General features: G+C 66.1%; 24 protein-coding genes and 1 tRNA gene. 8 read left to right on the forward strand and 17 right to left on the reverse strand.

All coding sequences use genetic code 11. From position 1 onward, the window contains the following. Positions 1–41: 41 nt before the first annotated feature. On the reverse strand, positions 42–908 hold the full coding sequence (locus AC1RN5_RS01030) for a DUF5677 domain-containing protein (RefSeq protein ID WP_493039434.1): 867 nt from the start codon (positions 906–908) through the stop codon (positions 42–44). A gap of 162 nt (positions 909–1,070) precedes the next feature. On the opposite strand from AC1RN5_RS01030, the gene AC1RN5_RS01035 reads away from it, so the two are divergent. After that, the gene (locus AC1RN5_RS01035) at positions 1,071–2,717 is read left to right on the forward strand and encodes a hypothetical protein (RefSeq protein WP_493039435.1); all 1,647 of its coding nucleotides are present in this window, start codon (positions 1,071–1,073) and stop codon (positions 2,715–2,717) included. 260 nt (positions 2,718–2,977) lie between these two features. Here the strand turns inward: AC1RN5_RS01035 and AC1RN5_RS01040 are convergent, their stop codons facing one another. The 8 genes from AC1RN5_RS01040 to AC1RN5_RS01075 all read right to left on the reverse strand — a co-directional run bounded on the left by AC1RN5_RS01040 (position 2,978) and on the right by AC1RN5_RS01075 (position 9,640). Then, on the reverse strand, positions 2,978–3,637 hold the full coding sequence (locus AC1RN5_RS01040) for a hypothetical protein (RefSeq protein ID WP_493039436.1): 660 nt from the start codon (positions 3,635–3,637) through the stop codon (positions 2,978–2,980). Positions 3,638–3,744: 107 nt separating this feature from the next. Then, complete coding sequence (locus tag AC1RN5_RS01045; RefSeq protein ID WP_493039437.1) at positions 3,745–5,520, reverse strand: hypothetical protein; 1,776 nt, start codon at positions 5,518–5,520, stop codon at positions 3,745–3,747. A gap of 356 nt (positions 5,521–5,876) precedes the next feature. Beyond that, positions 5,877–6,065, reverse strand: coding sequence for a hypothetical protein (locus tag AC1RN5_RS01050; protein ID WP_493039438.1), 189 nt, complete (start codon positions 6,063–6,065; stop codon positions 5,877–5,879). A gap of 169 nt (positions 6,066–6,234) precedes the next feature. Further along, positions 6,235–6,852: a hypothetical protein gene (locus AC1RN5_RS01055; RefSeq protein WP_493039439.1), complete on the reverse strand. Its 618-nt coding sequence runs from the start codon at positions 6,850–6,852 to the stop codon at positions 6,235–6,237. Beyond that, on the reverse strand, positions 6,853–7,257 hold the full coding sequence (locus AC1RN5_RS01060; protein ID WP_493039440.1) for a hypothetical protein: 405 nt from the start codon (positions 7,255–7,257) through the stop codon (positions 6,853–6,855). 404 nt (positions 7,258–7,661) lie between these two features. After that, positions 7,662–7,751 (reverse strand) — tRNA-Ser (locus AC1RN5_RS01065). Between the two features lie 48 nt (positions 7,752–7,799). Next, entirely contained in the window at positions 7,800–8,756 is a 957-nt protein-coding gene (locus AC1RN5_RS01070; protein ID WP_493039441.1) for a hypothetical protein, read from the reverse strand. After that, complete coding sequence (locus tag AC1RN5_RS01075) at positions 8,729–9,640, reverse strand: tetratricopeptide repeat protein (RefSeq protein ID WP_493039442.1); 912 nt, start codon at positions 9,638–9,640, stop codon at positions 8,729–8,731. Before AC1RN5_RS01075 ends, AC1RN5_RS01070 begins: the two co-directional genes overlap by 28 nt. 121 nt (positions 9,641–9,761) lie before the next feature. On the opposite strand from AC1RN5_RS01075, the gene AC1RN5_RS01080 reads away from it, so the two are divergent. Then, positions 9,762–10,100, forward strand: a complete 339-nt coding sequence (locus tag AC1RN5_RS01080) for an MmcQ/YjbR family DNA-binding protein (RefSeq protein ID WP_493039443.1) — start codon at positions 9,762–9,764, stop codon at positions 10,098–10,100. On the opposite strand, the gene AC1RN5_RS01085 is transcribed toward AC1RN5_RS01080, so the two are convergent. The 4 genes from AC1RN5_RS01085 to AC1RN5_RS01100 form a co-directional block, all read right to left on the reverse strand. After that, positions 10,097–10,798, reverse strand: coding sequence for a DUF599 domain-containing protein (locus AC1RN5_RS01085; protein ID WP_493039444.1), 702 nt, complete (start codon positions 10,796–10,798; stop codon positions 10,097–10,099). The two genes, AC1RN5_RS01080 and AC1RN5_RS01085, sit on opposite strands and share 4 nt — an antisense overlap. Before the next feature lie 4 nt (positions 10,799–10,802). Further along, complete coding sequence (locus AC1RN5_RS01090) at positions 10,803–12,131, reverse strand: MFS transporter (protein WP_493039445.1); 1,329 nt, start codon at positions 12,129–12,131, stop codon at positions 10,803–10,805. Positions 12,132–12,202: 71 nt separating this feature from the next. After that, positions 12,203–12,361: a DUF3309 family protein gene (locus AC1RN5_RS01095; RefSeq protein WP_493039446.1), complete on the reverse strand. Its 159-nt coding sequence runs from the start codon at positions 12,359–12,361 to the stop codon at positions 12,203–12,205. 176 nt (positions 12,362–12,537) lie between these two features. Next, positions 12,538–12,900, reverse strand: a complete 363-nt coding sequence (locus tag AC1RN5_RS01100) for a DUF983 domain-containing protein (protein ID WP_493039447.1) — start codon at positions 12,898–12,900, stop codon at positions 12,538–12,540. A 222-nt stretch (positions 12,901–13,122) separates the two neighbouring features. Here AC1RN5_RS01100 and AC1RN5_RS01105 point away from each other — a divergent pair, with 222 nt between their 5' ends. Beyond that, positions 13,123–13,287 (forward strand): hypothetical protein, encoded by a 165-nt coding sequence (locus AC1RN5_RS01105; RefSeq protein WP_493039448.1) that lies wholly within the window; start codon positions 13,123–13,125, stop codon positions 13,285–13,287. A gap of 16 nt (positions 13,288–13,303) precedes the next feature. Here AC1RN5_RS01105 and AC1RN5_RS01110 read toward each other — a convergent pair whose 3' ends face one another. Next, positions 13,304–13,441 carry an entericidin A/B family lipoprotein gene (locus tag AC1RN5_RS01110; protein ID WP_493039449.1) on the reverse strand — a complete coding sequence of 46 codons (138 nt, stop codon included), beginning with the start codon at positions 13,439–13,441 and terminating at the stop codon, positions 13,304–13,306. Between the two features lie 87 nt (positions 13,442–13,528). Here AC1RN5_RS01110 and AC1RN5_RS01115 point away from each other — a divergent pair, with 87 nt between their 5' ends. Further along, entirely contained in the window at positions 13,529–14,248 is a 720-nt protein-coding gene (locus AC1RN5_RS01115; RefSeq protein WP_493039450.1) for a glutathione S-transferase, read from the forward strand. 3 nt (positions 14,249–14,251) lie between these two features. Here the strand turns inward: AC1RN5_RS01115 and AC1RN5_RS01120 are convergent, their stop codons facing one another. Continuing rightward, positions 14,252–14,707 (reverse strand): hypothetical protein, encoded by a 456-nt coding sequence (locus AC1RN5_RS01120; protein WP_493039451.1) that lies wholly within the window; start codon positions 14,705–14,707, stop codon positions 14,252–14,254. A gap of 115 nt (positions 14,708–14,822) precedes the next feature. Continuing rightward, the gene (lepA, locus tag AC1RN5_RS01125) at positions 14,823–16,628 is read right to left on the reverse strand and encodes a translation elongation factor 4 (RefSeq protein WP_493039452.1); all 1,806 of its coding nucleotides are present in this window, start codon (positions 16,626–16,628) and stop codon (positions 14,823–14,825) included. A gap of 139 nt (positions 16,629–16,767) precedes the next feature. Between lepA and AC1RN5_RS01130 the strand changes: the two genes are divergently transcribed. Next, on the forward strand, positions 16,768–17,379 hold the full coding sequence (locus AC1RN5_RS01130) for a DUF1134 domain-containing protein (protein ID WP_421933020.1): 612 nt from the start codon (positions 16,768–16,770) through the stop codon (positions 17,377–17,379). Positions 17,380–17,509: 130 nt separating this feature from the next. Here the strand turns inward: AC1RN5_RS01130 and AC1RN5_RS01135 are convergent, their stop codons facing one another. Continuing rightward, the gene (locus AC1RN5_RS01135; protein ID WP_493039453.1) at positions 17,510–18,064 is read right to left on the reverse strand and encodes a TIGR00645 family protein; all 555 of its coding nucleotides are present in this window, start codon (positions 18,062–18,064) and stop codon (positions 17,510–17,512) included. Positions 18,065–18,139: 75 nt separating this feature from the next. On the opposite strand from AC1RN5_RS01135, the gene AC1RN5_RS01140 reads away from it, so the two are divergent. From AC1RN5_RS01140 to AC1RN5_RS01150, 3 genes are all read left to right on the forward strand, one after another. After that, positions 18,140–18,454, forward strand: coding sequence for an ArsR/SmtB family transcription factor (locus AC1RN5_RS01140; protein ID WP_493039454.1), 315 nt, complete (start codon positions 18,140–18,142; stop codon positions 18,452–18,454). After that, a complete protein-coding gene (locus AC1RN5_RS01145) occupies positions 18,451–18,888 on the forward strand; it encodes an SRPBCC family protein (protein WP_493039455.1) in 438 nt (145 codons plus the stop codon). The genes AC1RN5_RS01140 and AC1RN5_RS01145 overlap by 4 nt, the downstream gene beginning before the upstream one ends. Positions 18,889–18,952: 64 nt before the next feature. Beyond that, positions 18,953–19,963, forward strand: a complete 1,011-nt coding sequence (locus AC1RN5_RS01150) for a mechanosensitive ion channel family protein (protein ID WP_493039456.1) — start codon at positions 18,953–18,955, stop codon at positions 19,961–19,963. Positions 19,964–19,966 lie beyond the last annotated feature (3 nt).

The raw sequence follows: 19,966 nt of genomic DNA on the forward strand, positions 1-19,966 counted from the left end.
CCGGCGCAAGCAACGGTTGCGGTGGGCCGAGAAGCTACTGATCAGCCGTCGAATTTCTCGTCGAAGGTGCGGAAGAGCAGGGCGATCATGCGATCAATCCAGTCCAGCACCCCCAGCAGATTCTCGTCCGCGATGTCGACGCGGGTGAGCCATCTCCGGAACGGTTCGAGCGTAAACCGCAGCGTCGCTACGATGTAGCGAACGTCGGCCGGATGGTAGAGCGGATAGCTGGAGAACGTGCCGTTCTCGTTCTTCGCGAGGCACCAGTCCATCGACTCGTTCCACGACCCGTGGATCGACTCCGACATGATCCCGTAGGACGGTGAATAGAGATTGTCGTGCTCGACCTCTCCGAAGATGGTCCGGAAGGACTTCCCCTGTACCCTCCAACTGTTCTTCTTCTGCGCCGCGAAGTCGTCCTTAGTGAGACCCTCAAACGCAAGCTTATCCTGCACGGCTAACAGAAGCCGTTTCCCGGCTTTGGTGTCTAAGAAGGGGGAACCGGCCTCGAGATCACGAAGGATGCGAAGTCGATCCTTATAGGAACATTTCCGGTAGTCCTCGATGATCTCGGCCGAGCTGGACAAGAGGTACGAGGCCATGACCGCGGCCTCTAGGAGAGGTCGCTCAAGGATGCTGACGATCTCACCTTTGTCCGCTTCGTAGTACCAGGCGACCTCCCGCAAAAGTTTCGAGATCCTCACCAGGAGGCCTAGAATCGGCGCGTCGTCTAGATCGAACCCCGTTGGGTTGCGCTCGACGTTTCGCGCGCGAGTAAGCACGTCGTAAATCTCGGCGACGTCCTTACAGAATTCCAGGGCGAACACGTTCATGGCCTCCAGCGACGCCAGGCCGGCTTCGACATACGCCCGATCGTACTTGTCCGTGATCGCCGGAAGTTCATCCATGGACGCTGCCCAAGTTGCTACATGCGCCGGCGATCGGCGGTGTGGGGAGCGTGGGCGGGGAGGTTTGCGACATGGTGCGAGAAGCTTAACCTGAGGTATGAAGTCTCGGAACTCGCAACTTGTTGCCGCTCGTAGGCGTCTCTTCTGGGAAGGTCATCGCCGATGACGCTAGACGGCTTACTCGCCGTGCTCGCGCTCAGCGCGGCGATCTACGCTCTCATTCCACCTGTGCCGCGGTTGCGCGCGCGGCTGGCACTATGGATCCAGCTTCCGCTAGCCGTCACCGCGTTCATCGCCGTTCTTTATCTCGAGCTGTTCGAGGCGATGGGCCAACCCTGCCCGGCGCTCCTAGGCGAGGCCTGCGATCTGCTGACCTTTGCACGGGACGGAACGTTCAAGCCAAACCAGCTAGCGTTCCTGGTGGTCCTCGCCTGGATAATCCTGGCGTGGTGCGTCCACAAGCTGGCTCGGCCCGGTGGCGGTGCGCTGGTAGCCATCCGGCGGCTGGCGGATCGTCTGGTATACGAACAACGCTTCGCGGAGCTCACCGACTTCGTCGAGCCCTACCTTCCGTTCGTGGGAAGGGCCGCGGACCGCAGTCTGCCCCTCCAGCGCCTGTCGGCGCAGTTCGCGGAGTGGCGTGGGCAAGGGCAAATCACGGGGGCCTGGCGAGCACTTCTCGACCAGCGGGCCGAGAAGCCGACAACCGGCTGGTCGGCTTGGCGACGCCTCTTGCCCTTCGTCGGCCGGCTCGGGCGTTTGGCACCATCACAACGGAGCGCGGAGGAGGCCGCTCAGGACCTTCTGCGCTTGCTCTTCACCACACCCGCGCTGCGGCGCTTCATCGTCGAGAGCCGTCCCTATTTCGCGCTACCCCTGCTTAGAATTCAAAGTTACCAGCGCGCGGACTTCTTCGAGGCGTACATGAGGGACCTAGTCTCATCACCGAGCAGCGCGCTCTCCCAGGAACTCGAGCAAAACCAGAACTTCGCCGAGGGCCACCGTTATGCGATGCCGGATCGCAATCGGCTGCTGTTCTTCCTGTTTGCTGATGCGAAGCGTGCTGAGGAGCTCGGCGCCTGGAAGCCTGTTGGCGATCATATGTTGAAAATGCTTCGGACGGGCAGCGGGCCCGGCTACGTGGAATTTCTGAACGGCTCACCGGAAGGTTTCGAGGCCGAGCGCTGGCACGATCCGGTCTTTGCCGGCCTTTTTTACTTCGATGTGATGGTTACAAGCGCAGCATTCCAGGGCGTGCGTTACCACATGTGGCTAATGTACTTCTCGGACATTATTAAGAAGTTGGTGGAGGGCTACGCCGACAGCGATCCATCCGTCGAAATCAATGATGAGTTTCCGACGCGTGGGGCTCGTCTGCTTTACGAGGCCTTCAGTACGCTCGGCGATTGGGTTCGTCTTGTCGACGAATTGCCGGCCGGAAGTTTCCACCAGGCCGTACCGCCGGATGCCACTCGAGGCGAAGGGCGCATCCCGGTTACCGCGGCGCTGACGCTTGGTCAGTGCATGCGCACCGTCTTGATGGCCAGCAATGTCAGTGAGAGCTTCCGCCAGTACATGCTCGAAGTCGCCGTTCGGGATTTGAAGGAGCTAGGTCGCACGCCCGAAGGCCGTAGGATGCGCGCCCATCTCGCCCGGGCCCTTATCTATGCAGGGGGCGAGCGAGAGGTTCGGCTCGACTATGTGCGACGGTTGGCTGCCACATTCGAGACCCTCGACCACATCCTGCGGTCAGACGTCCCTGAATTGAGCGGCATGCTCTCCGAGGCCATGGGCAGAGAGGTTAGGTGATGCAGTTGGGGTGGCCTCCAATCCAACGCTCGTTGCGGGTCTTCGCCCGAATCTGGGCCACTGGCGGGTCATCGTGAGGCCCGCATTGGTCGTCAGCAGACCTTACGTTTGGAGCGTCTGACGTCCGCCTTCAGCACCCAGATGAATGTCTGCTCGTGGCCGCTACCCAACCTGATGCTCGTTGCACGCTGGCCTTTGAGGATGCGCTTGCACCAGTCCAAAGGCTTGCTCGGATATCAGTCCCTTCTGCGCCTCAGGCATCAACTGCGGAGAGCCGTCCGTAGCTCGGCAACACTGGGCGCGTTCAGGAGGAACCAGGCGGTCCCAAGCGTCTCCAGGAACACGGCCGACAAGCCCTTGCCGTTCACTCGCAGCACGTGACCAATGCTGGTCAAGCGGCGGTCGATTTCATCGAACTTGCCCGCGTCATCATGGTGGTGAGCGCCGCCGCACTTGTTGGCCACATACCGCACTGTCGTTTCCCGACTGAACACCTCTCCAACAAGAGCAATGCAGGGAAGCTGCCAAAATCGACCGAGCTTCACCTCATTCATCTCGTGCGTCCGAGGCGAAGCCGCCACTTGCTGGTCGAATTGAGCGCGATGGACGCTGTGAAGGCCGGGCTCTCGATAGGAGTAATGAGGTGCAAGCGGAGTCCCAGCCACTTCGTATCCGCCGCAGGCGAAAAGCAGGCACTGATCGATCGGCACAGTGTCCAGTGCAGGTGCAGGGATTACCAGCGGAAGGCCCGCGGCATGCGCGACCTGGTTCAGCGCTCCGTCCAATAGGAAGCGCAACGACAGACTCGCGCGGATCGCCTCGGAGGCACCTTGGCCGGGTTCCCTCAGGAGCGCATCAAGGCAATCGAGGTGGATGCGCACAACCTCCGCGCGCCGGATCAGCACCTCGTCTTCGGCCATGAACTGAACCTTTCGGGTGCATGGGGGCGAGCGGTGACGCTCAGGAACAAGGTCCGCTTCGGTGAAGGAAGCGAATGTCAGTCCATGGCGCCAAACTGACTTAGACGTTAGACCCAAAGTCCGCCGAAGAAATGATAGCCGTTGATGCGGTCAACCTGCACCGGGCCGTACCGCCAAAAGTCTCGGAGAACTTCGGCATCCGGATGATTGTTGTGGGTCAGGGGCTCGGAACTAAAAACGCTGACGGTGGGCGCCATCATATCGGCCAGGCCCGCCCGCCAATTTTTTTTCGAACCGTGGTGCATGATTTGCAGAAAGGCTGATTTAGCCAGGCGGCCGCCGCGCGAATAGAAGTGATTGAATGCGTTCCAGCGGTCCTCATTGTTTAGGAAGGCGTCCCCGGTGTGCATCTGCGAAAATCTCTTTTCTCCGTCGCGCAAAAGAAAATGACCGTCTTGCTCGCCCACGAACTTGATCATTGAACCGAGCGGGCCTGAATATAGATACAACGAGATGCAGTTGCGGTGCTCAGGGGTTCGGAATCTATTCTCATAGTGCTTCTTCAAAATCTTCAGTACTCTAGCTTGGTCCTTCCTTGAGGGATCGATTAGAGCGCGCCGGAGGTTGTCAGCTCGGGCTACGAAGGCGGGCGATACCTTCGCCGCCAAACGTGCGTCATTGTAGGGTACGAATTCCCACAAGAAGGGAACCAGCAACCGTCCCCCTGGTGCCAAGAAGCGTATCCGCGGCGAGCGATTGGAGATGCTAGGGTCGTCTGCAGCCTCCATCGGTGGCTCGCCCTCTTCAATTTTCAGAACGTCTTCGCCCGAACCCGGACCGTCCGCGTCTAGAGTATCCGGGGGCTCAGGCGGGGCGGCGGCCTCGGGCAGATCGTCTGGTCCGCTCGCCTGGACATAGACGATCTCGTCGATCCTGACGCCTGGAGCACTCTGCAGATAGTCGGCTGGATCAAGATAAAATGCCCAGAGCGGGCTACCTGGCGCGAGGCCTTGATCTAGGGCGATGAGCAGCCGCTGCCATGCCGGAAGGTAGGGGAGAAGCACTGTCTTCGCCGGAAAGAGGCCAAGCAGGCGCACGAAGCCTGAAATGTGATCCATGTCGAAATGGGAGAGGGCCACAAGCCGCAAAGCTCTGACGCCTCGCGCATTCGACTGGCGCACAAACACGTCCAACGCCTTCTTCAGGACGATATCTTCCGAAGCAGATCCGCAGTCATAGACCCACGCAAGGGACGGCTTCCTGTCGAACTCAATTACACCAGAGGAGAACAATCCTTGCCCGACGGGCCACCAGTCCAGGTGTAGATGGCCTAGGAAACGTCTGAGGCCGGTGCGTGAGAATAGCGCGCTAGCTACCCCCGGCATCGGCCCTTGGAACCTAGTTGCAATCGCCATGAAGGATCGGGTTTCCGGTGCGGAGGCTGCAGAAACTTTGCTCCAACGGCCGCCTTTGATCTCAGAGATGATGCGGTGGTTCAGGTCACGACCTGGTCGGCTGAAATAGGACAGTATCGCTTGATTGGTCAGGCGAGGCCTCAATGCCAGCATCCCCTTGATCAACCGGACTTCGTGCAAATTGAGCGTGTATGACGACGCCACTTTCACTCCCTCAAATAGCGGCTTAGCTAGCGCCTCCCGCTCGGAAACATTCTTAGAGTGAAGCAGCAACCCTAGGAAATACAACGATGTTGAGGAGAGCGAAGAGTGCCAGCCAGCGTCCGCTGTTCGGAGAGAAGCTAACGCCCGCTCGCGACACAGCGCTGATCCTGGCATGGAGCGGAATTCGCCCGCGGTCAGCGCCATGACGATGATGATACCCGCTAGACTTGATAGGATGCTCCAGAGCAATGCTGCCGTCGCCATGCCGAAGCCCAGCCACGTGCCTGCCCGCCTGTCCTGATGGCGACCCTCCTCGGCGAGTTCGAAGTTCAGCCGTCCATCATCAGAATTCTGCAGGGTCTATGTCGTTGCGCGTGCCTAGAGCCGCGTGTCTGCCGCTAGCACGGTAGCGCGGCGTGTCTTGCGGTCGCTCTGTCCTAAGAAGATTTCAAGGCCCACGCTCAGTTGTTGCACCGTGAGTGCAACGCCGCCCGCACCGCCGTCGAACACGAGGCGCTCCATCCCAATCGTCCATTTGTGATCGGGGAACTCGTTGAAGGCGTCGAAGAGGAATGCGACCTCGATTTGAACGCGATGCGAGCGGGCGCGGTGGTCCGAGCCTATGAGAGGAACGTCTTGGCGAGGTAGGCAAGGATGATAGTTACCGCAATGGAGACGAGCGCGGGGAAGTCATCAAACCAGAATGTCCACGTCCCGTCGGCCAGGGACTCGACGTATCTGTCATCTAACTCGATCTCACGGGGCGCGATCACCTTGAACTCACCTTCTATGATCTCGTGCTGGCTCATGACCCTTACCCCGCCGATTGACTTCCGAGAGCCAACCCTCGGCGCCTACGCAGGCAATGTCCAGGAGAGTGCGCGGACTTTGCCCAAGAAGCTCAGGGCACCCTGAACAACACGCGGTCCAAACAAGCCACGAGCGGGGCGGGCCTAAGTCTAACAGGGACGCGAACCTCTAATCCACGTGGTGGACGCTGCACGGGACGTCCTCGCCTTTAGGATTATAGGCCCTAAAGAAGTCACGCCATAAGCGGACCACCGCCTCAAGGACATGAGCGGCTGGCTGATATTGGTGGACCGGATCGATTGGGCCTAGGTCAATCAGTAGATAGCCCTGACCGTTCGGCCCGAAGGGCTTTGGACTTTGCAGGTATCTTACTGGCCCACCCCAAGCTCCCTCGCCAAAACCCGCCCCCGGAATGCCAAACGTGAATGGCGGAGCCTGCACCTTCATAGCTTCCATGCCCGAACCGGAGCGGAAGTGCTTCGAGCCCGTGGCGATCTCTTGGATAGTCCCGAAGTGCCACATAGCTCGGCAGAGCCAACTGACAAAATCGCCCTTGGTATCGCCGCAGTTCAGACGAGCGCGGAGGTCTGGATCGCGAGCAAGCCGTTCACCCCAAACCCAGTCGTGGAGATGGTAAGCTGAGATCGCGCAATGGATGGCGCGGCGCGCCGAGTGCGGATCTTCCATGAAATCGTCGAAGTCCTGGACAACCATGGCGTAGAAGTCCCGAGCGGTTTCGATCCCGAAAAGCGATGGGCTGCCCGAACCGCGCTTGCGCTGAGCCATCTAGCCCCCCTCCGCGATACCTGCGTTGAGGCCCGCCTGAGCGGCGCGCGCATCGTCATCGGTCACGAAGCCCGCCTTTGCGGATTCAGCAATTGCCAATCCGAAGATGGCCTTCTTCGAGCTACCGATCATCCCCAGCCGCCCGCGCCCAACGTGGTCCCGGCCCGAGTGGAGGTCTTGCGCCATCAGATCGCTAACGACGTTCAAGACGATCTGCCTGATTGGCAGGCCGTCCACTACAACGGTCTCACGGACGGTTTGAGGATTGTCAGCGAGCATCTTGCGGGTCCGTGCCTTCGCGCTGTCCCACGCCATCTGGCCGGCCATCACGCCGTCGAGGCTGTCGAGGTAGACCAGCGCGTCGCGAACATGAGAACTGGGGAACAGACGGCTGATGAGGCTCATACGGGGAGTGAGCGAGCCGCGCGGTCTTCAGTCAAGCTTCCCGAGCATTATGACCAACGCCGTCGCCTCCATTCTCTGCGGTTCGGGGACAAGCGGGTCAGATGCGGCCCGGCCTAGGATTTCCGCGAGGGCTCGGCGGTGGGAGAGGTTGTCTAGCTGAGCGAGCACTTTGCGCGCCTGCCGGAGTTAGTCAGAGATATCGGTCACAGTGGTCTCCATGGTGGAAATCCACATTGCGATCACGACATCACCGGCCGGGAGCGCCACCAGTGAAATAAACTTGCCGTCCACGGCGGTCGCGGCGTGTCCACCTCAATCCAGCGCATAAGTTGGGGTATTTGTTGGGGTGAGCGCCGGTAGAATTCCCATTTCTCCTTGTCTATCAGTGACCTAAGAGGGGAATTTGGCGGTGAGAGAGGGATTCGAACCCTCGTTAGGCTTTCACCTAAACACGCTTTCCAAGCGTGCGCGATCGACCACTCCGCCACCTCACCGGCCGTCGCGAACCGCCCGGAGGCCGTTCGCGAAGGCGCGCAATATACTCAGGAAGGTTCCCGGGGCAAGCGGCGTCCGAGCGCCGCGGCAAGATGGTTCGGATCGAACAGGGAGCGGCCCTCGCGGCGGGCCAGCGCGGCTTCCAGTTTCACGCTGTCGGCGGACCATTGGGCGAGGCCGGCGGCGGCGTCCGGCCGGGCCTCGCGCAGGGCCTGGGCCAGGGCGCCCAGGCGCGCGTCGGCGGCGCGCAGGGCGCGGCGCGGGCGCGGCAGGGCGGCGTAACGCTCATCGATCAGGAAGAGGCGGGCGCGGGCGGCGGCCACCATGACGCCGGCCGCAGGGGCGTCGCCGCGGGCGGCCAGGGCCTGGGCGGCGGCGATGGCCCGGCGCGCGTCCGACATCAGGCCCCTGACCCCGATGGGCTCTGCGACGGCGCGGGGACAGGCGGCCGGCGACAGGGCCGAGACATAGGCCACCAGGCCCGCCAGCACGGCGGGCGGCGGCTCAGGCCCGTCGAACTCCTCGGTGATCAGGCCGCGGATGAAGGGGGAGCGGGCGGCCGGCGCCACCTTGAGGCCGTCGCGGGGGCCGCTGAGGTCGGGGATGGGGCGCGGATCGTCGATCCCGTCGCCGCGATGGGAGCTGAACAGGGCGGAGGTGACGTCCGCCGTGCCCGGCGCCCCGGAGATCCCGGGGAACTGGAAATCGGGATTGTTCCGCCCCGAGCGGTGGCAGGTCTCGCAGGCGACCCCGGCCCGGGCGGCCTGGCCTCCCAGCAGGGTGGGGGCGCGGAAGGCGGCGCGGCCGATCTCCACCGAGAGGCGGGTCGGGGCGTCCGGCGACGGCGACAGGCATTCCGGCGGGGCGGCGGTCAGGGCGCGGACGGCATCGGCCCCCGGCGACAGCCAGCGCTGGGCGCGCAGGGGCGTGTCGGCTGCCTGGGCCGCCGCGATCCCGAGAAGGGCGAAGGCGGCGGCTAGGGCTCGCGGCCGGCGTCGACCCAACGGCGCAGCTCCTCGGCCTCGGCGCAGCCATAGGCGCAGATGCGGTCGAGCCTCGCCAGCATGACCCGCGCCCCGGCCAGGTCGCCGCGCTCCACCTTCAGCTCGCCATAGTACTCGGTGGCCCCCCGGTGCCGCGGCGCGATGGCCAGGGCCTGGCGGTAATAGGTCTCGGCCCGGTCGAACTGGCCCTTCTTGCGCCAGGTGTAGCCCTGGTAGGTGAGGATGTCGGGGTGCGGTCCCAGGGCCTCGCGGGCGGCGGCGAGGGAGGCAAGCGCCTCGTCATAGCGATGCTCGTTGATCAGGCCGACGGCGGCGACATAGGCGCGGTCTCCGGCGGCGGGCCCGGCGAACAGCAGGGGCCCCGAGGCGGCGACCGCCGACCCGGCCATGGCGCTCTCCACCGCCTTGACCGCAGCGTCCAGGGCCGGGGCCTCGCCGCAGGTTCCGCAGGCGGCGGCGCGGGCCTTCAGCCAGTCCAGCTCGCCCTGGGCCTTGGGGTCCTTCAGCCCGCCCAGGGCCGTCCCCAGGCCGCGATGGGCCTCGATGCTGTCGGGCTCGAGCTTCACGGCCTTCTCATAGGCCCGCCGGGCGCCCTTCAGGTCGTTCTGGCCGGCGTTGGCGACGCCGAGCAGGCGCCAGGCCTCGGCGTTCTTCGGGGCGGCGTCCACCACGTGGGTCAGGGCGCGCTCGGCGTCCTTGTACTTCTTGTCGTTGAGGGCCGCGATGGCCTTCACATATTCGGCGGCCGGGTCGTAGGCGGGCGCCGACATGCTGGGCATGTCCCCGCCGCCGCCGCCGCCGCCGCCCGAACCCCAGGCGGCGCCCGCCGCGCCGAGGCTGAGCAGCGCCCCCAGGACCAGCGTTCCGCGCAATCGCCTACCCATCGCCGACCTCCCTGGCGTTTCGCATAACACTGTCATGAAAGAGGCGCGGCGTCAGCCCGGGGCGGCGTGCGAAGGGCGCGCGCTCACCGTATATTGAGCCGCCCCTTCGCCGAGGAATTCCATGATCCCTGCAGAGTTGGATACGACCTGCCTGGCCCTGCCCGGGGCGACCAAGGTCGTCCAGTGGGGCGGCAGCGACGTCTACAAGGTGGGCGGCAAGATCTTCGCCATCGCCGGCCTGGCCGGCGGCCTGATGTTCAAGGTCACCGACCTGGCCTACGAGGTGATGACCCAGAGCGGCATGGCCAGGCCGGCGCCCTATCTGGCCCGGGCCGGGTGGGTGTCCTTCGACGACCTGGCGGCGCTGGATCCCGACGAGGTCGCCGACTGGCTGAAGACCGCGCACGGCCTGGTGGCCGCCAAGCTGACCCGGGCGGCGCGAAAAGAGCTGGGACTCTAGCCGCCCTGCAGCAGCCGGCGGAGATCGGCGATGGCCCCGGCGGCCTTGGAGCGGCGCTGGCGCCAGAGCAGCAGGCTGACGGCGCCCAGGGTGGCGGCCATGAAGGCGACGGGGCCGAACAGCCAGGCCGCCGCCGCCAGGGAGAAGTAGTAGCCCCGCACCCCGGCGTTGAAGGCCGAGAGCGCCGGGTTGAGCAGGCGGGCGGCGGCCTCGCCATAGGCGGCCTTGAAGGCCTCGTCCTCGCTGTCGGGGGCGGCCCCCACCGCGGCGATGCAGTAGTTCATCTGGCGAATGGACCAGATGAAATCCAGCAGGCCCCGGGCCAGGGCCACCAGGACCAGGGCGATCTGGCCCTCGAACAGCAGGCGCGAGGAGGTCTGGACGGCGATCAGGCTCGAGGCGCTGCGGAAGGTGGACTCGCCCCCGAACAGCACGCCCGCGGCGCCGGCGATCAGGATCAGGTTGGAGGAGGCGAAGAAGGAGGCCGAGTTCAGGGCGTGGCCCAGCAGCTGGCCGTCCATGAACTTGTTCTCGCGCCCGGCCATGTTCCGCATCCAGGCCACCCGGATGACGGTCATGTCGGTGGTGATGGCCGCCTTGCCCCGCGCCACGACCTTGAGCAGGGGCTCATAGGCCAGCCAGACCACCAGGAAGACGATCAGGGCGGTGAGGTCGAGGGGCGAGAGCACCAGTTTCACGCGGTCAGTCCTCGGTGATCAGGCTGTGGCGGTTGGTGTTGCGCAGGGTGAGCGCCACCAGGAAGGCCAGGCCCATGATGCTGGCGACATAGACGTAGAAGCCGCTCTCCATGCCCTCCTTCTTGAACCAGAGGGCGACATATTCCGCCGTGCCGCCGAACACCGCGTTGGCGGTGGCGTAGGGCAGGGCGACGCCCAGGGCCCGGACGTGGGCCGGGAACAGCTCGGCCTTCAGCACCGCGTTGACGGCGGTGTAGCCCGACAGGATCAGCACCAGGGCGCACATCAGGGCGAAGGCCATCATCGGGTCCTGGGTCGCCGCGATCCGCGAGAAGATCGGATAGGTGAAGATCGTTCCCAGCAGGAAGGCGGCGGCCAGGGTGGTCTTGCGGCCGATCCTGTCCGACAGGGCCCCGAAGATCGGCTGGGCGAACATGTAGACCCCGAGCGCGGCGGCGGTGACCCCGGTGGCGGCGTCCTTGGAGAAGCCCGAGGTGTTGACCAGGAACTTCTGCATGTAGGTCGTGTAGGCGTAGAAGGCCAAGGAGCCCGCCGAGGTCAGGGCGAAGATGGTGGCCGTCTCCTTCGGGAACTTGGCGAACAGCAGCATGGTGCGCGAGCGCTCGGCGCCCTCGGCCTGGGCGGTGAGATAGGACTGGCTCTCCTGCAGGCCGGTGCGGATCCAGAACACCACGATGGCCAGCACCCCGCCGATGGCGAAGGGGATGCGCCAGCCCCACGCCTCGAGGTCGGCCTTGGGCAGGACGTGCTGCAGCAGGATCAGCACGCCGAGCGCGGTGAGCTGGCCCATGATCAGGGTGACGAACTGGAAGCTGGACCAGAAGCCGCGGCGCTTCTTGCCGGCCATCTCGGACATGTAGGTGGCGCTGGCGCCGTATTCGCCGCCCAGCGACAGGCCCTGGACCAGGCGGGCGAGCACCAGGGCCACCGGGGCGGCGGTGCCGATCATGCCGTAGTCGGGGATGATGGCGATGGCGAAGGAGCCGGCGCACATCATAGAGACCGAGACGGTCAGCGCCTTCTTGCGGCCGGCGCGGTCGGCGTAGAGGCCCATGAACCAGGCGCCGATGGGCCGGGCCAGGAAGCCGACGGCGAACACCGCGGCGGCCTGCAGCAGCTGGGCGGTCTCATCGCCCTTGGGGAAGAAGTGCTTGGCGAAATAGAGGGTGAAGGAGGAGTAGGCGAACCAGTCGTACCACTCCACGAAATTGCCGGCCGATCCCCCGAGGATCGCCTTGGCGCGCTGCAGGGAGGTGAGCCCCGGCGCCATCGCCTCGGGCGGCAGTTCGCCGCCGCTTTCCGTGACCGTCATACATCCCCCCGAACGAAACTGGCTCGGGGGGATGCTAGAGGGTGTTTCAGCCTAAGCGAAGACCGGTCTGCCTATATCCGGCCCATCAGGACCAGGATCAGCACGATCACCAGCACCAGGCCCAGACCGCCGGAGGGCAGGTAACCCCAGGAGCGCGAGTGGCCCCAGGTGGGCAGGGCGCCGACCAGGGCGAGCACGAGAATGATGAGTAGAATGGTCCCCAGCGACATGGCGTCTAGCCTCCCAAGAGCCTGACCAGGTGGTCAGGCGGTAAGGCCGGGAAACGAGCCTGAGCGCCGAAGGTTGCTGGAGCCCTTTCCTTTCAGAGGATCGGAAAGGACGAAAAGGGCTCCAGCCTCGAGATTGGACCGCGGCGGGCGCCTGAACCGGTTCCCGCCGCCACGCTCTAGTCGGCCATGTCGGCGGTGTGCAGGTGGGCGTCCCGCTCCTTGATCCGCAGGACATAGAGCAGGCCGATGAAGGCGCCCTTGACCCGGGGCAGCAGGGCCAGGGTCGCGCCGGCCAGGGGGATCAGGGTGGCGGGCACCATGATGGCGGTGGGCGCCTGCCAGATGATCGGGAAGAACAGCAGGGGCGCCACCAGCAGGTGGCCGACGATGAGGATGGTGAAATAGGCCGGGCCGTCGTCGGCGGGGTACTGGGACAGGTCGTGGCCGCAGACCTGGCAGCGGGGCTCGACCTTCAGATAGCGCCAGTAGAGGGCGCCCTGGTTGCAGTGGGGGCACTTGCCGCGGAGGCCGCGGGTCATGGCCTGGATCAGACTGGGGGGTTCTTGACGGGACATGGCCGGCATATGGGAAGCCGGCCCGGAGGAGTCCAAGGTGACGGGGGGTCGCATCGGGTACATGATCTTCGCAATCCCAGGCGGGGCTTGGGGTTCCCCATTCGTGGCGCGTCGTTAGGTCCCACCGCGCCAGCGGGAACGTCTCGCCCGCGCAACCCATTGATGAGCAAGACGCGGAGAAGGCTCATGAATTCCGACCGACCGGCGCCGAGCAGCGACAAGGGCGTGCATGGCCATACCGGCCCCACCACGCCCGCCGAGGACAAGATGGCGCAGGCCGATCCGGCGGTGTCGCCGCCGGAGGACCGGGTCAAGATCGCGGAGGCGGCGTCCCGCGAGGAGGACGCCTGACCCTCGCCCTGGCGCCTTAGTGCTTGGCGTCGTCGGCGGCGCCGCTGACGGCCTTGCCGGCGGCGGAGACGTCGCGGCCCACGCCGGAGACGGTGTTGCAGGCCGCGGTGAGCAGGGCGGCGGCGGTGACGGCGAGAACCAGAACCTTGCGCATCGAAGAACTCCTCAGTGATGGGGCTGCATAGCCAAGCTTGATGGCGCTTTCTAGGCGAGGGGGTGGCCCTCGGGCAAGGAGGACGATGTGACCTATGAACTGCACTACTGGCCGGGCCTGCAGGGGCGGGGCGAGTTCGTGCGCCTGGCCCTGGAGGACGCCGGCGTCCGTTATCGCGACGTGGCCCGGGGACCGGAGATCGAGGGCGGGGGCGAGCGCGCCCTGATGGCCCGCATGGCCAAGGCCGATCCGCCGCCCTTCGCCCCGCCCTTCCTGATGGACGGCGACCGGGCGATCGGCCAGACGGCCAACATCCTCTTCTATCTCGGCGGCAAGCACGGCCTGGCGCCGAACGACGAGGCCGGGCGGCTGTGGGTCAACCAGATGCAGCTGACGGTCGCCGACCTGGTCTCCGAGGCCCACGACACCCACCATCCCCTGGACGTCGGCGACTATTACGAGGATCAGGCCGACGCCGCCAAGGTGCGCGCCAAGGCCTTCCGCACCGACCGCATCCCCAAGTACCTGGGCTGGTTCGAGACCATCCTGGCGCGCCAGGGGGACGACGGCTGGCTCACCGGCGCGGCGGTCACCTATGCCGACCTGTCGCTGTTCCAGGTGGTGGAGGGCCTGACCTACGCCTTCCCCAGGGCCATGGCGCGGGCGGGTGCGGAGCTGCCGAGGGTCCTGGCCCTGGCCGAGCGGGTGCGGGCGCGGCCCAATATCGCCGCCTACCTGGCCTCGCCGCGCCGCATCCCCTTCAACGAGACGGGGATCTTCCGCCACTACCCGGAGCTGGACGGCTGAGGCCTATTTCGGCGGCTTGGTCTGCAGCATGGTCCCGGCGCCCAGGTACTTGCCGGGCACCGACAGCGGGAAGGGCGTGCAGTTGTAGCCGGGCCCGCCGGGCTTGGGGCTGCATTCGAGCGGATTGACCCAGCCGAAGGAGCCGCCGGCGGTGGGGACGTCGTGGGTGTGATTGGCGAACTTGGCCTGCAGGGTGTTGACCTGTTCGCTCAGGGCCGACTGGAGGTTGGCCTGGTTCTTGGCCAGCACCGTCAGGGTGTTCACCTCGGCGTGCAGGGAGACGACCTCGTTCTGCAGGGCCTTGATCTGGGCGTCGCGCGGATCGGCGGTCATGGTCCGCATGGCGCCGGGGGAGACGGTCATGGGCCCGGGGCGGCCCTGGGCGTGGGCGAGACCCGCGAGGGCCAGGGTCGAGAAGGCGGCGGCCGCGGCGACACGGCGAAGGACACGCTGGGGCATGGCGAGGGCCTCTGTCGGGCCGCCGCCAGGCTGGGCGTCAGCCGCGCGCGGACCGGTGAAGCTTCCAGCCTATCGCATAACCCGGTTATTCCACAACGCTGCGGTGTGGCGCTTCCTAGTCCGCGTCCATCTTCAGGGCGGCGATGAAGGCCTCCTGCGGGATCTCGACCTTGCCGAACTGGCGCATGCGCTTCTTGCCGGCCTTCTGCTTGTCCAGCAGCTTGCGCTTGCGGCTCATGTCGCCGCCATAGCACTTGGCCGTCACGTCCTTGCGCAGGGCGCGCACGGTTTCCCGCGCGATGATCCGGCCGCCGATGGCCGCCTGGATCGGGATCTGGAACATGTGGGGACTGATGAGGTCCTTCATCTTCTCCACCATGCCGCGGCCGCGGGCCTCCGCGCGGTCGGCGTGGACCAGCATGGAGAGCGCGTCGACGGGCTCGGAGTTCACCAGGATCGACATCTTCACCAGGTTGCCGACCCGGTAGTCCTCGATGGCGTAGTCGAAGGAGGCGTAGCCCTTGGAGACGCTCTTCAGCCGGTCGTAGAAGTCGAAGACCACCTCGTTCAGCGGCAGGTCGTAGACCACAAGGGCGCGGGAGCCGACATAGCTGAGTTCCCGCTGCTCGCCGCGGCGGTCCTGGCAGAGCTTGATCACCGAGCCGAGATACTCGTCCGGGGTCAGGATGGTGGCCTTGATCCAGGGTTCGGCGATGGTGGAGATCTTCACCGGATCGGGCAGGTCGGCCGGGTTGTGCAGCTCCATCTCCGAGCCGTCGGTGAGGCCGATCTTGTAGACCACGCTGGGGGCGGTCGCGATCAGGTCGAGGTCGAACTCGCGGCTGAGGCGCTCCTGGATGATCTCCAGGTGCAGCAAGCCCAGGAACCCGCAGCGGAAGCCGAAGCCCAGGGCCGCGCTGGTCTCCATCTCGTAGGTGAAGGAGGCGTCGTTCAGGCGCAGGCGGCCGATGGCGGCGCGCAGGTCCTCGAAGTCGGCGGCGTCCACCGGGAACAGGCCGCAGAACACCACCGACTGGGCGACGCGGAAGCCGGGCAGGGCCGTGGCGGTCTGGCGGCGCTCCTCGGTGATGGTGTCGCCGACGGCGGCGTCGGCCACCTGCTTGATCTGGGCGGTGATGTAGCCGATCTCGCCGGGGCCGAGCTCGGCCACCTCGGTCTGCTTGGGCTTGAAGACGCCGATGCGGTCGATCTGGTGGGTGACGCCCGCATTCATCATGCGCACCTTCATCCCGGCCTTCAGCACCCCGTCGATGACCCGCACCAGGACGACGACGCCGAGATAGGGGTCGTACCAGGCGTCCACCAGCAGGGCCTTCAGCGGGGCGTCGCGGTCGCCCTTGGGGGGCGGCAGGCGGGTGACCACGGCCTCCAGCACCTCGGCGATGCCCTCGCCGGTCTTGGCCGAGCAGAGCACGGCCTCCGACGCGTCGATGCCGATGACGTCCTCGATCTGCTGGCGCACCCGCTCGGGCTCGGCGGCGGGCAGGTCGATCTTGTTGAGGACCGGGACGATCTCGTGGTCGTTGTCGATGGCCTGGTAGACGTTGGCCAAGGTCTGGGCCTCGACGCCCTGGCTGGAGTCCACCACCAGGATGGAGCCCTCGCAGGCGGCCAGGCTGCGGCTGACCTCATAGGCGAAGTCGACGTGGCCGGGGGTGTCCATCAGGTTGAGGACATAGGTCTCGCCGTCGCGGGCCTTGTAGTCCAGGCGGACGGTCTGGGCCTTGATGGTGATGCCGCGTTCGCGCTCGATCTCCATGTTGTCCAGGACCTGCTCGGTCATCTCACGCTTGGTGAGGCCGCCGGTCTCCTGGATCAGGCGATCGGACAGGGTCGACTTGCCGTGGTCGATATGGGCGACGATGGAGAAGTTGCGGATGTGGGAGAGAGGCGTGCTCATGGTGCGCCAGCCTCTAGCACATTCGGCGGCCCCTGCGAGGGTCCGCCGCCGATCATGCTTAATCGGACGTTAAGCTGAGCCGCCGCATTGATGGCGCCGAGGGATGGGAGGCTCGCCTCGCCGTCATCAAGGACCCGCCATGGATCGCCGCACACTGATCGTTTCAGGCCTCGCCACGCTGAGCGCCGCCGGGGCCGCCCAGGCCCAGCCCCAGACCCAGGGCGGGCCACCGCCCCCCAGCCAGACCCCCGACTACCCGACGCCGGCCGAGCCCTTCACCCGCGAGGAGATGGTCAACAACGTCTCCGACTTCCTGGGGGTGACGGCGGAGGCCGCCGGCGGCGCCATCGAGCGGGTGTTCAAGGAGAACGGCCGGCCCACCGCCTATATCGCGGGCCAGGAGGCCTCCGGCGCGATCTCCGTCGGCGCCCGCTACGGCCACGGCCTGCTCTATATGAAGAACCGCCAGCCGATCGAGGTCTACTGGCAGGGCCCGTCGGTGGGCTGGGACCTGGGGGGCAACGCCAGCCGCGTCTTCACCCTCTGCTACAATCTGCAGTACCCGGAGGTGCTGTTCCAGCGCTTCCCCGGGGTCGAGGGCTCGGCCTATCTGGTGGGCGGGCTCGGCGTGAACTACCTGCGGTCCGACGACGTGATCCTGGCCCCGATCCGCGCCGGGGTCGGCCTGCGCCTGGGCGCCAATATCGGCTATCTCGGCTTCAGCCGGAAGCGGCGGGCCTGGCCCTTCTAGGGCCCGGTCGGGCCTCACTCTCCATGTCCGTCCCTCGGGACAAGCCCGAGGATGACGATCTGGAGGGGGCGGCCGCCACGGGGTTGTCGCACTTCCGGGCGGCGAACCGGTTCCGACTTCGCCTGAAGCTCTAGTGCTTGTCGGTCTTGGAGGCCAGCAGGTCCATCAGGGCCAGCATGACCCCGGAGACCACGAAGGTCAGGTGGATGCCCACCAGCCAGGCGAGGGTCCGGTCCGGGATCGGCTCGTTCTCCGACAGCCGCATGAAGGCCCGCAGCAGGGCGATGCCGGAGATCGCCACGATGGAGGCGATCAGCTTCATCTTCAGGCCCGAGAAGTCCACCGTCCCCATCCAGGAGGGCCGGTCCTCGTCGTCGCCGGTGTCGATCTTGGAGACGAAGTTCTCGTAGCCCGAGAAGGTGACGATCAGCAGCAGGTTGCCGGCCAGGGACAGGTCGATGAGGGAGAGCGCCATGAGGATGGCTTCCTCCGGGCTCATCGAGGTGATGTGGCTGAGCTCGTGCCAGGCCTCGTTGAAGAAGACGATCACCAGGCCGGCCAGGGCCATGATCAGGCCCACATAGAAGGGCGCCATCAGCCAGCGGGCGCGGAACAGGCCGGTCTCCAGCCAGCGCTCGAGGACAGGCTTGGGGCGGTGGGTCGGCGTCGGGACGGGCGTGGACATACAGGCTGTATGGGATGGCGCCTGGGGCGATTCAAGCGATTGACTAACCCATAAGTGCAGACTTATGAATTGCCCATGGAAGCCGATCTGTTCAAGGCGCTGGCGGACCCGACGCGTCGCGGGGTGTTCGAACGGCTGTCGCGGGAGGGGGAGCTGAGCGTCGGCGACCTGACCCGCGGGGCCGGAGTCTCCCAGCCGGCGGTGTCGCAGCATCTGGCGACCCTGAAGCTGGCGGGTCTGGTGACCGAGCAGAAGGTGGGCCGCAACGTCCGCTACCGCGCCCGGGCCCAGGGCCTGGCGCCGCTGATGGACTGGATGAGCCTCTACGGGGCCTTCTGGGACGAGCGGTTCGATCGGCTGGAAGCCCTGCTCAAGGAGATGGACCCATGAACGACCTTCCCGCCCAACGCTCGCTCATCGTCGAGCGGACCATGCCGCACCCGCCGGAGAAGATCTGGCGGGCGCTCACCACCGGTCCGCTGATCGAGACCTGGCTGATGAAGAACGACTTCCAGCCGGTGGTGGGCCACCGGTTCAATTTCCGGGCGACCCCGGTGATGGGCTGGAACGGGGTGACCGACTGCGAGGTGCTGGCGCTCGAGCCGCCGACCCGGCTGGTCTACAGCTGGAACGCCTCGGGGGAGCAGGCGCAGGACGGTCTGAAGACCGTGGTCACCTGGACCCTGACGCCGGTCGAGGGCGGCGTCCTGGTGCGCATGGAGCAGTCCGGCTTCCGGCCGCAGGACGAGCCCGGCTATCGCGGCATGGGCGGCGGCTGGCCGGGGATTCTCGGCCGGCTGGAACAGGTGGCGGGGAACCAGTAGGCGCTTACGGCGTAGCTCTGGAGGCCCGACGCCCGCGCGGCGGGCGCCTTGCAGGAGTGCGCGCTTGGAGAAGCTCTCGGCCACGGTCTGGGCCTGGTTCGCCACCGGCCAATGGCTGGTCCCGGCCGGCAAGCTGGCGGTGGCCGCGATCATCGTCGCGGCGGGATTCTTCGCCGCCCGGCTGGTGTCGGGCGGCCTGGGCCGATGGCGCGGCCGCGCCCGCGCCGGCCGGCCGATCATCTATATCGTCGAGAAGCTGTCGGGCTACGGCCTGGTCCTGGCCGGCTTCTTCGTGGCCCTGTCCACCCTGGGGATCGACCTGACCTCGCTGGCGGTGTTCGCCGGCGCCCTGGGGGTCGGGGTGGGCCTTGGCCTGCAGGGGATCGTCCGGGAGTTCGTCTCGGGCCTGGTGATGATCTTCGATCCGCACGTCCATGTCGGTGACTTCATCGAGCTGGAGAACGGGGTGCGGGGCGTGATCGCCGAGGTGGGGCCGCGGGCCGCGCGGGTGCGCACCAATGACGGGCTCAATGTGGTCATCCCCAATTCCAAGCTGATCGAGAGCCAGGTGATCAACTGGACCCTGAAGGGCGGCACCCGGCGGATCCACGTGCCCTTCTCGGTGGCCTACGGGGTCGACAAGGCCCTGGTGCGCGACGTGGTGATCCAGGCCGCCCGCGCCACCCCCTTCACCCTGCCGGAGACCGAGGACCGCAAGACCCAGGTCTGGCTCATCGGGTTCGGCGACTCGGCGCTCAATTTCGAGCTGGTGGTGTGGCCGACCTTCGACGCGGTGAAGCGGCCGGCGGCCATGCACGCGGCCTATACCTGGGCCATCGAGGACGCCCTGCGCTCGGCCCAGATCGAGATCCCCTTCCCGCAGATGGACCTGCGGGTGCGCAGCCTGTTCGGCCAGGAGGGCGGCGAGGCCTTCACGGCCCTGGGCCTGAAGGCCGAACGCGCGCCCGAGCCCGCGCCGCACCCGGTGATCGAGACCAAGAACGACGCCGCCGACGCCCTGATCGCCGACGTCGAGCGCGAGGCCCGCGAGCGCCTGAGCGAGGGCCGGGAGTAGGGA

This window comes from Phenylobacterium sp. GW821-FHT12F10 (assembly GCF_058806695.1).

Bases quoted from the DNA above. Each gene is read 5' to 3' on its own strand.
- lepA (WP_493039452.1), bottom strand. From the start codon at position 16,628: ATGAGCACGCCTCTCTCCCACATCCGCAACTTCTCCATCGTCGCCCAT.
- AC1RN5_RS01035 (WP_493039435.1), top strand. From the start codon at position 1,071: ATGACGCTAGACGGCTTACTCGCCGTGCTCGCGCTCAGCGCGGCGATC.
- AC1RN5_RS01130 (WP_421933020.1), top strand. From the start codon at position 16,768: ATGGATCGCCGCACACTGATCGTTTCAGGCCTCGCCACGCTGAGCGCC.
- AC1RN5_RS01060 (WP_493039440.1), bottom strand. From the start codon at position 7,257: ATGAGCCTCATCAGCCGTCTGTTCCCCAGTTCTCATGTTCGCGACGCG.
- AC1RN5_RS01110 (WP_493039449.1), bottom strand. From the start codon at position 13,441: ATGCGCAAGGTTCTGGTTCTCGCCGTCACCGCCGCCGCCCTGCTCACC.
- AC1RN5_RS01140 (WP_493039454.1), top strand. From the start codon at position 18,140: ATGGAAGCCGATCTGTTCAAGGCGCTGGCGGACCCGACGCGTCGCGGG.
- AC1RN5_RS01090 (WP_493039445.1), bottom strand. From the start codon at position 12,131: ATGACGGTCACGGAAAGCGGCGGCGAACTGCCGCCCGAGGCGATGGCG.
- AC1RN5_RS01105 (WP_493039448.1), top strand. From the start codon at position 13,123: ATGAATTCCGACCGACCGGCGCCGAGCAGCGACAAGGGCGTGCATGGC.
- AC1RN5_RS01135 (WP_493039453.1), bottom strand. From the start codon at position 18,064: ATGTCCACGCCCGTCCCGACGCCGACCCACCGCCCCAAGCCTGTCCTC.
- AC1RN5_RS01040 (WP_493039436.1), bottom strand. From the start codon at position 3,637: ATGGCCGAAGACGAGGTGCTGATCCGGCGCGCGGAGGTTGTGCGCATC.
- AC1RN5_RS01080 (WP_493039443.1), top strand. From the start codon at position 9,762: ATGATCCCTGCAGAGTTGGATACGACCTGCCTGGCCCTGCCCGGGGCG.
- AC1RN5_RS01145 (WP_493039455.1), top strand. From the start codon at position 18,451: ATGAACGACCTTCCCGCCCAACGCTCGCTCATCGTCGAGCGGACCATG.
- AC1RN5_RS01120 (WP_493039451.1), bottom strand. From the start codon at position 14,707: ATGCCCCAGCGTGTCCTTCGCCGTGTCGCCGCGGCCGCCGCCTTCTCG.
- AC1RN5_RS01075 (WP_493039442.1), bottom strand. From the start codon at position 9,640: ATGGGTAGGCGATTGCGCGGAACGCTGGTCCTGGGGGCGCTGCTCAGC.
- AC1RN5_RS01100 (WP_493039447.1), bottom strand. From the start codon at position 12,900: ATGACCCGCGGCCTCCGCGGCAAGTGCCCCCACTGCAACCAGGGCGCC.
- AC1RN5_RS01050 (WP_493039438.1), bottom strand. From the start codon at position 6,065: ATGAGCCAGCACGAGATCATAGAAGGTGAGTTCAAGGTGATCGCGCCC.
- AC1RN5_RS01030 (WP_493039434.1), bottom strand. From the start codon at position 908: ATGGATGAACTTCCGGCGATCACGGACAAGTACGATCGGGCGTATGTC.
- AC1RN5_RS01095 (WP_493039446.1), bottom strand. From the start codon at position 12,361: ATGTCGCTGGGGACCATTCTACTCATCATTCTCGTGCTCGCCCTGGTC.
- AC1RN5_RS01055 (WP_493039439.1), bottom strand. From the start codon at position 6,852: ATGGCTCAGCGCAAGCGCGGTTCGGGCAGCCCATCGCTTTTCGGGATC.
- AC1RN5_RS01045 (WP_493039437.1), bottom strand. From the start codon at position 5,520: ATGGCGACGGCAGCATTGCTCTGGAGCATCCTATCAAGTCTAGCGGGT.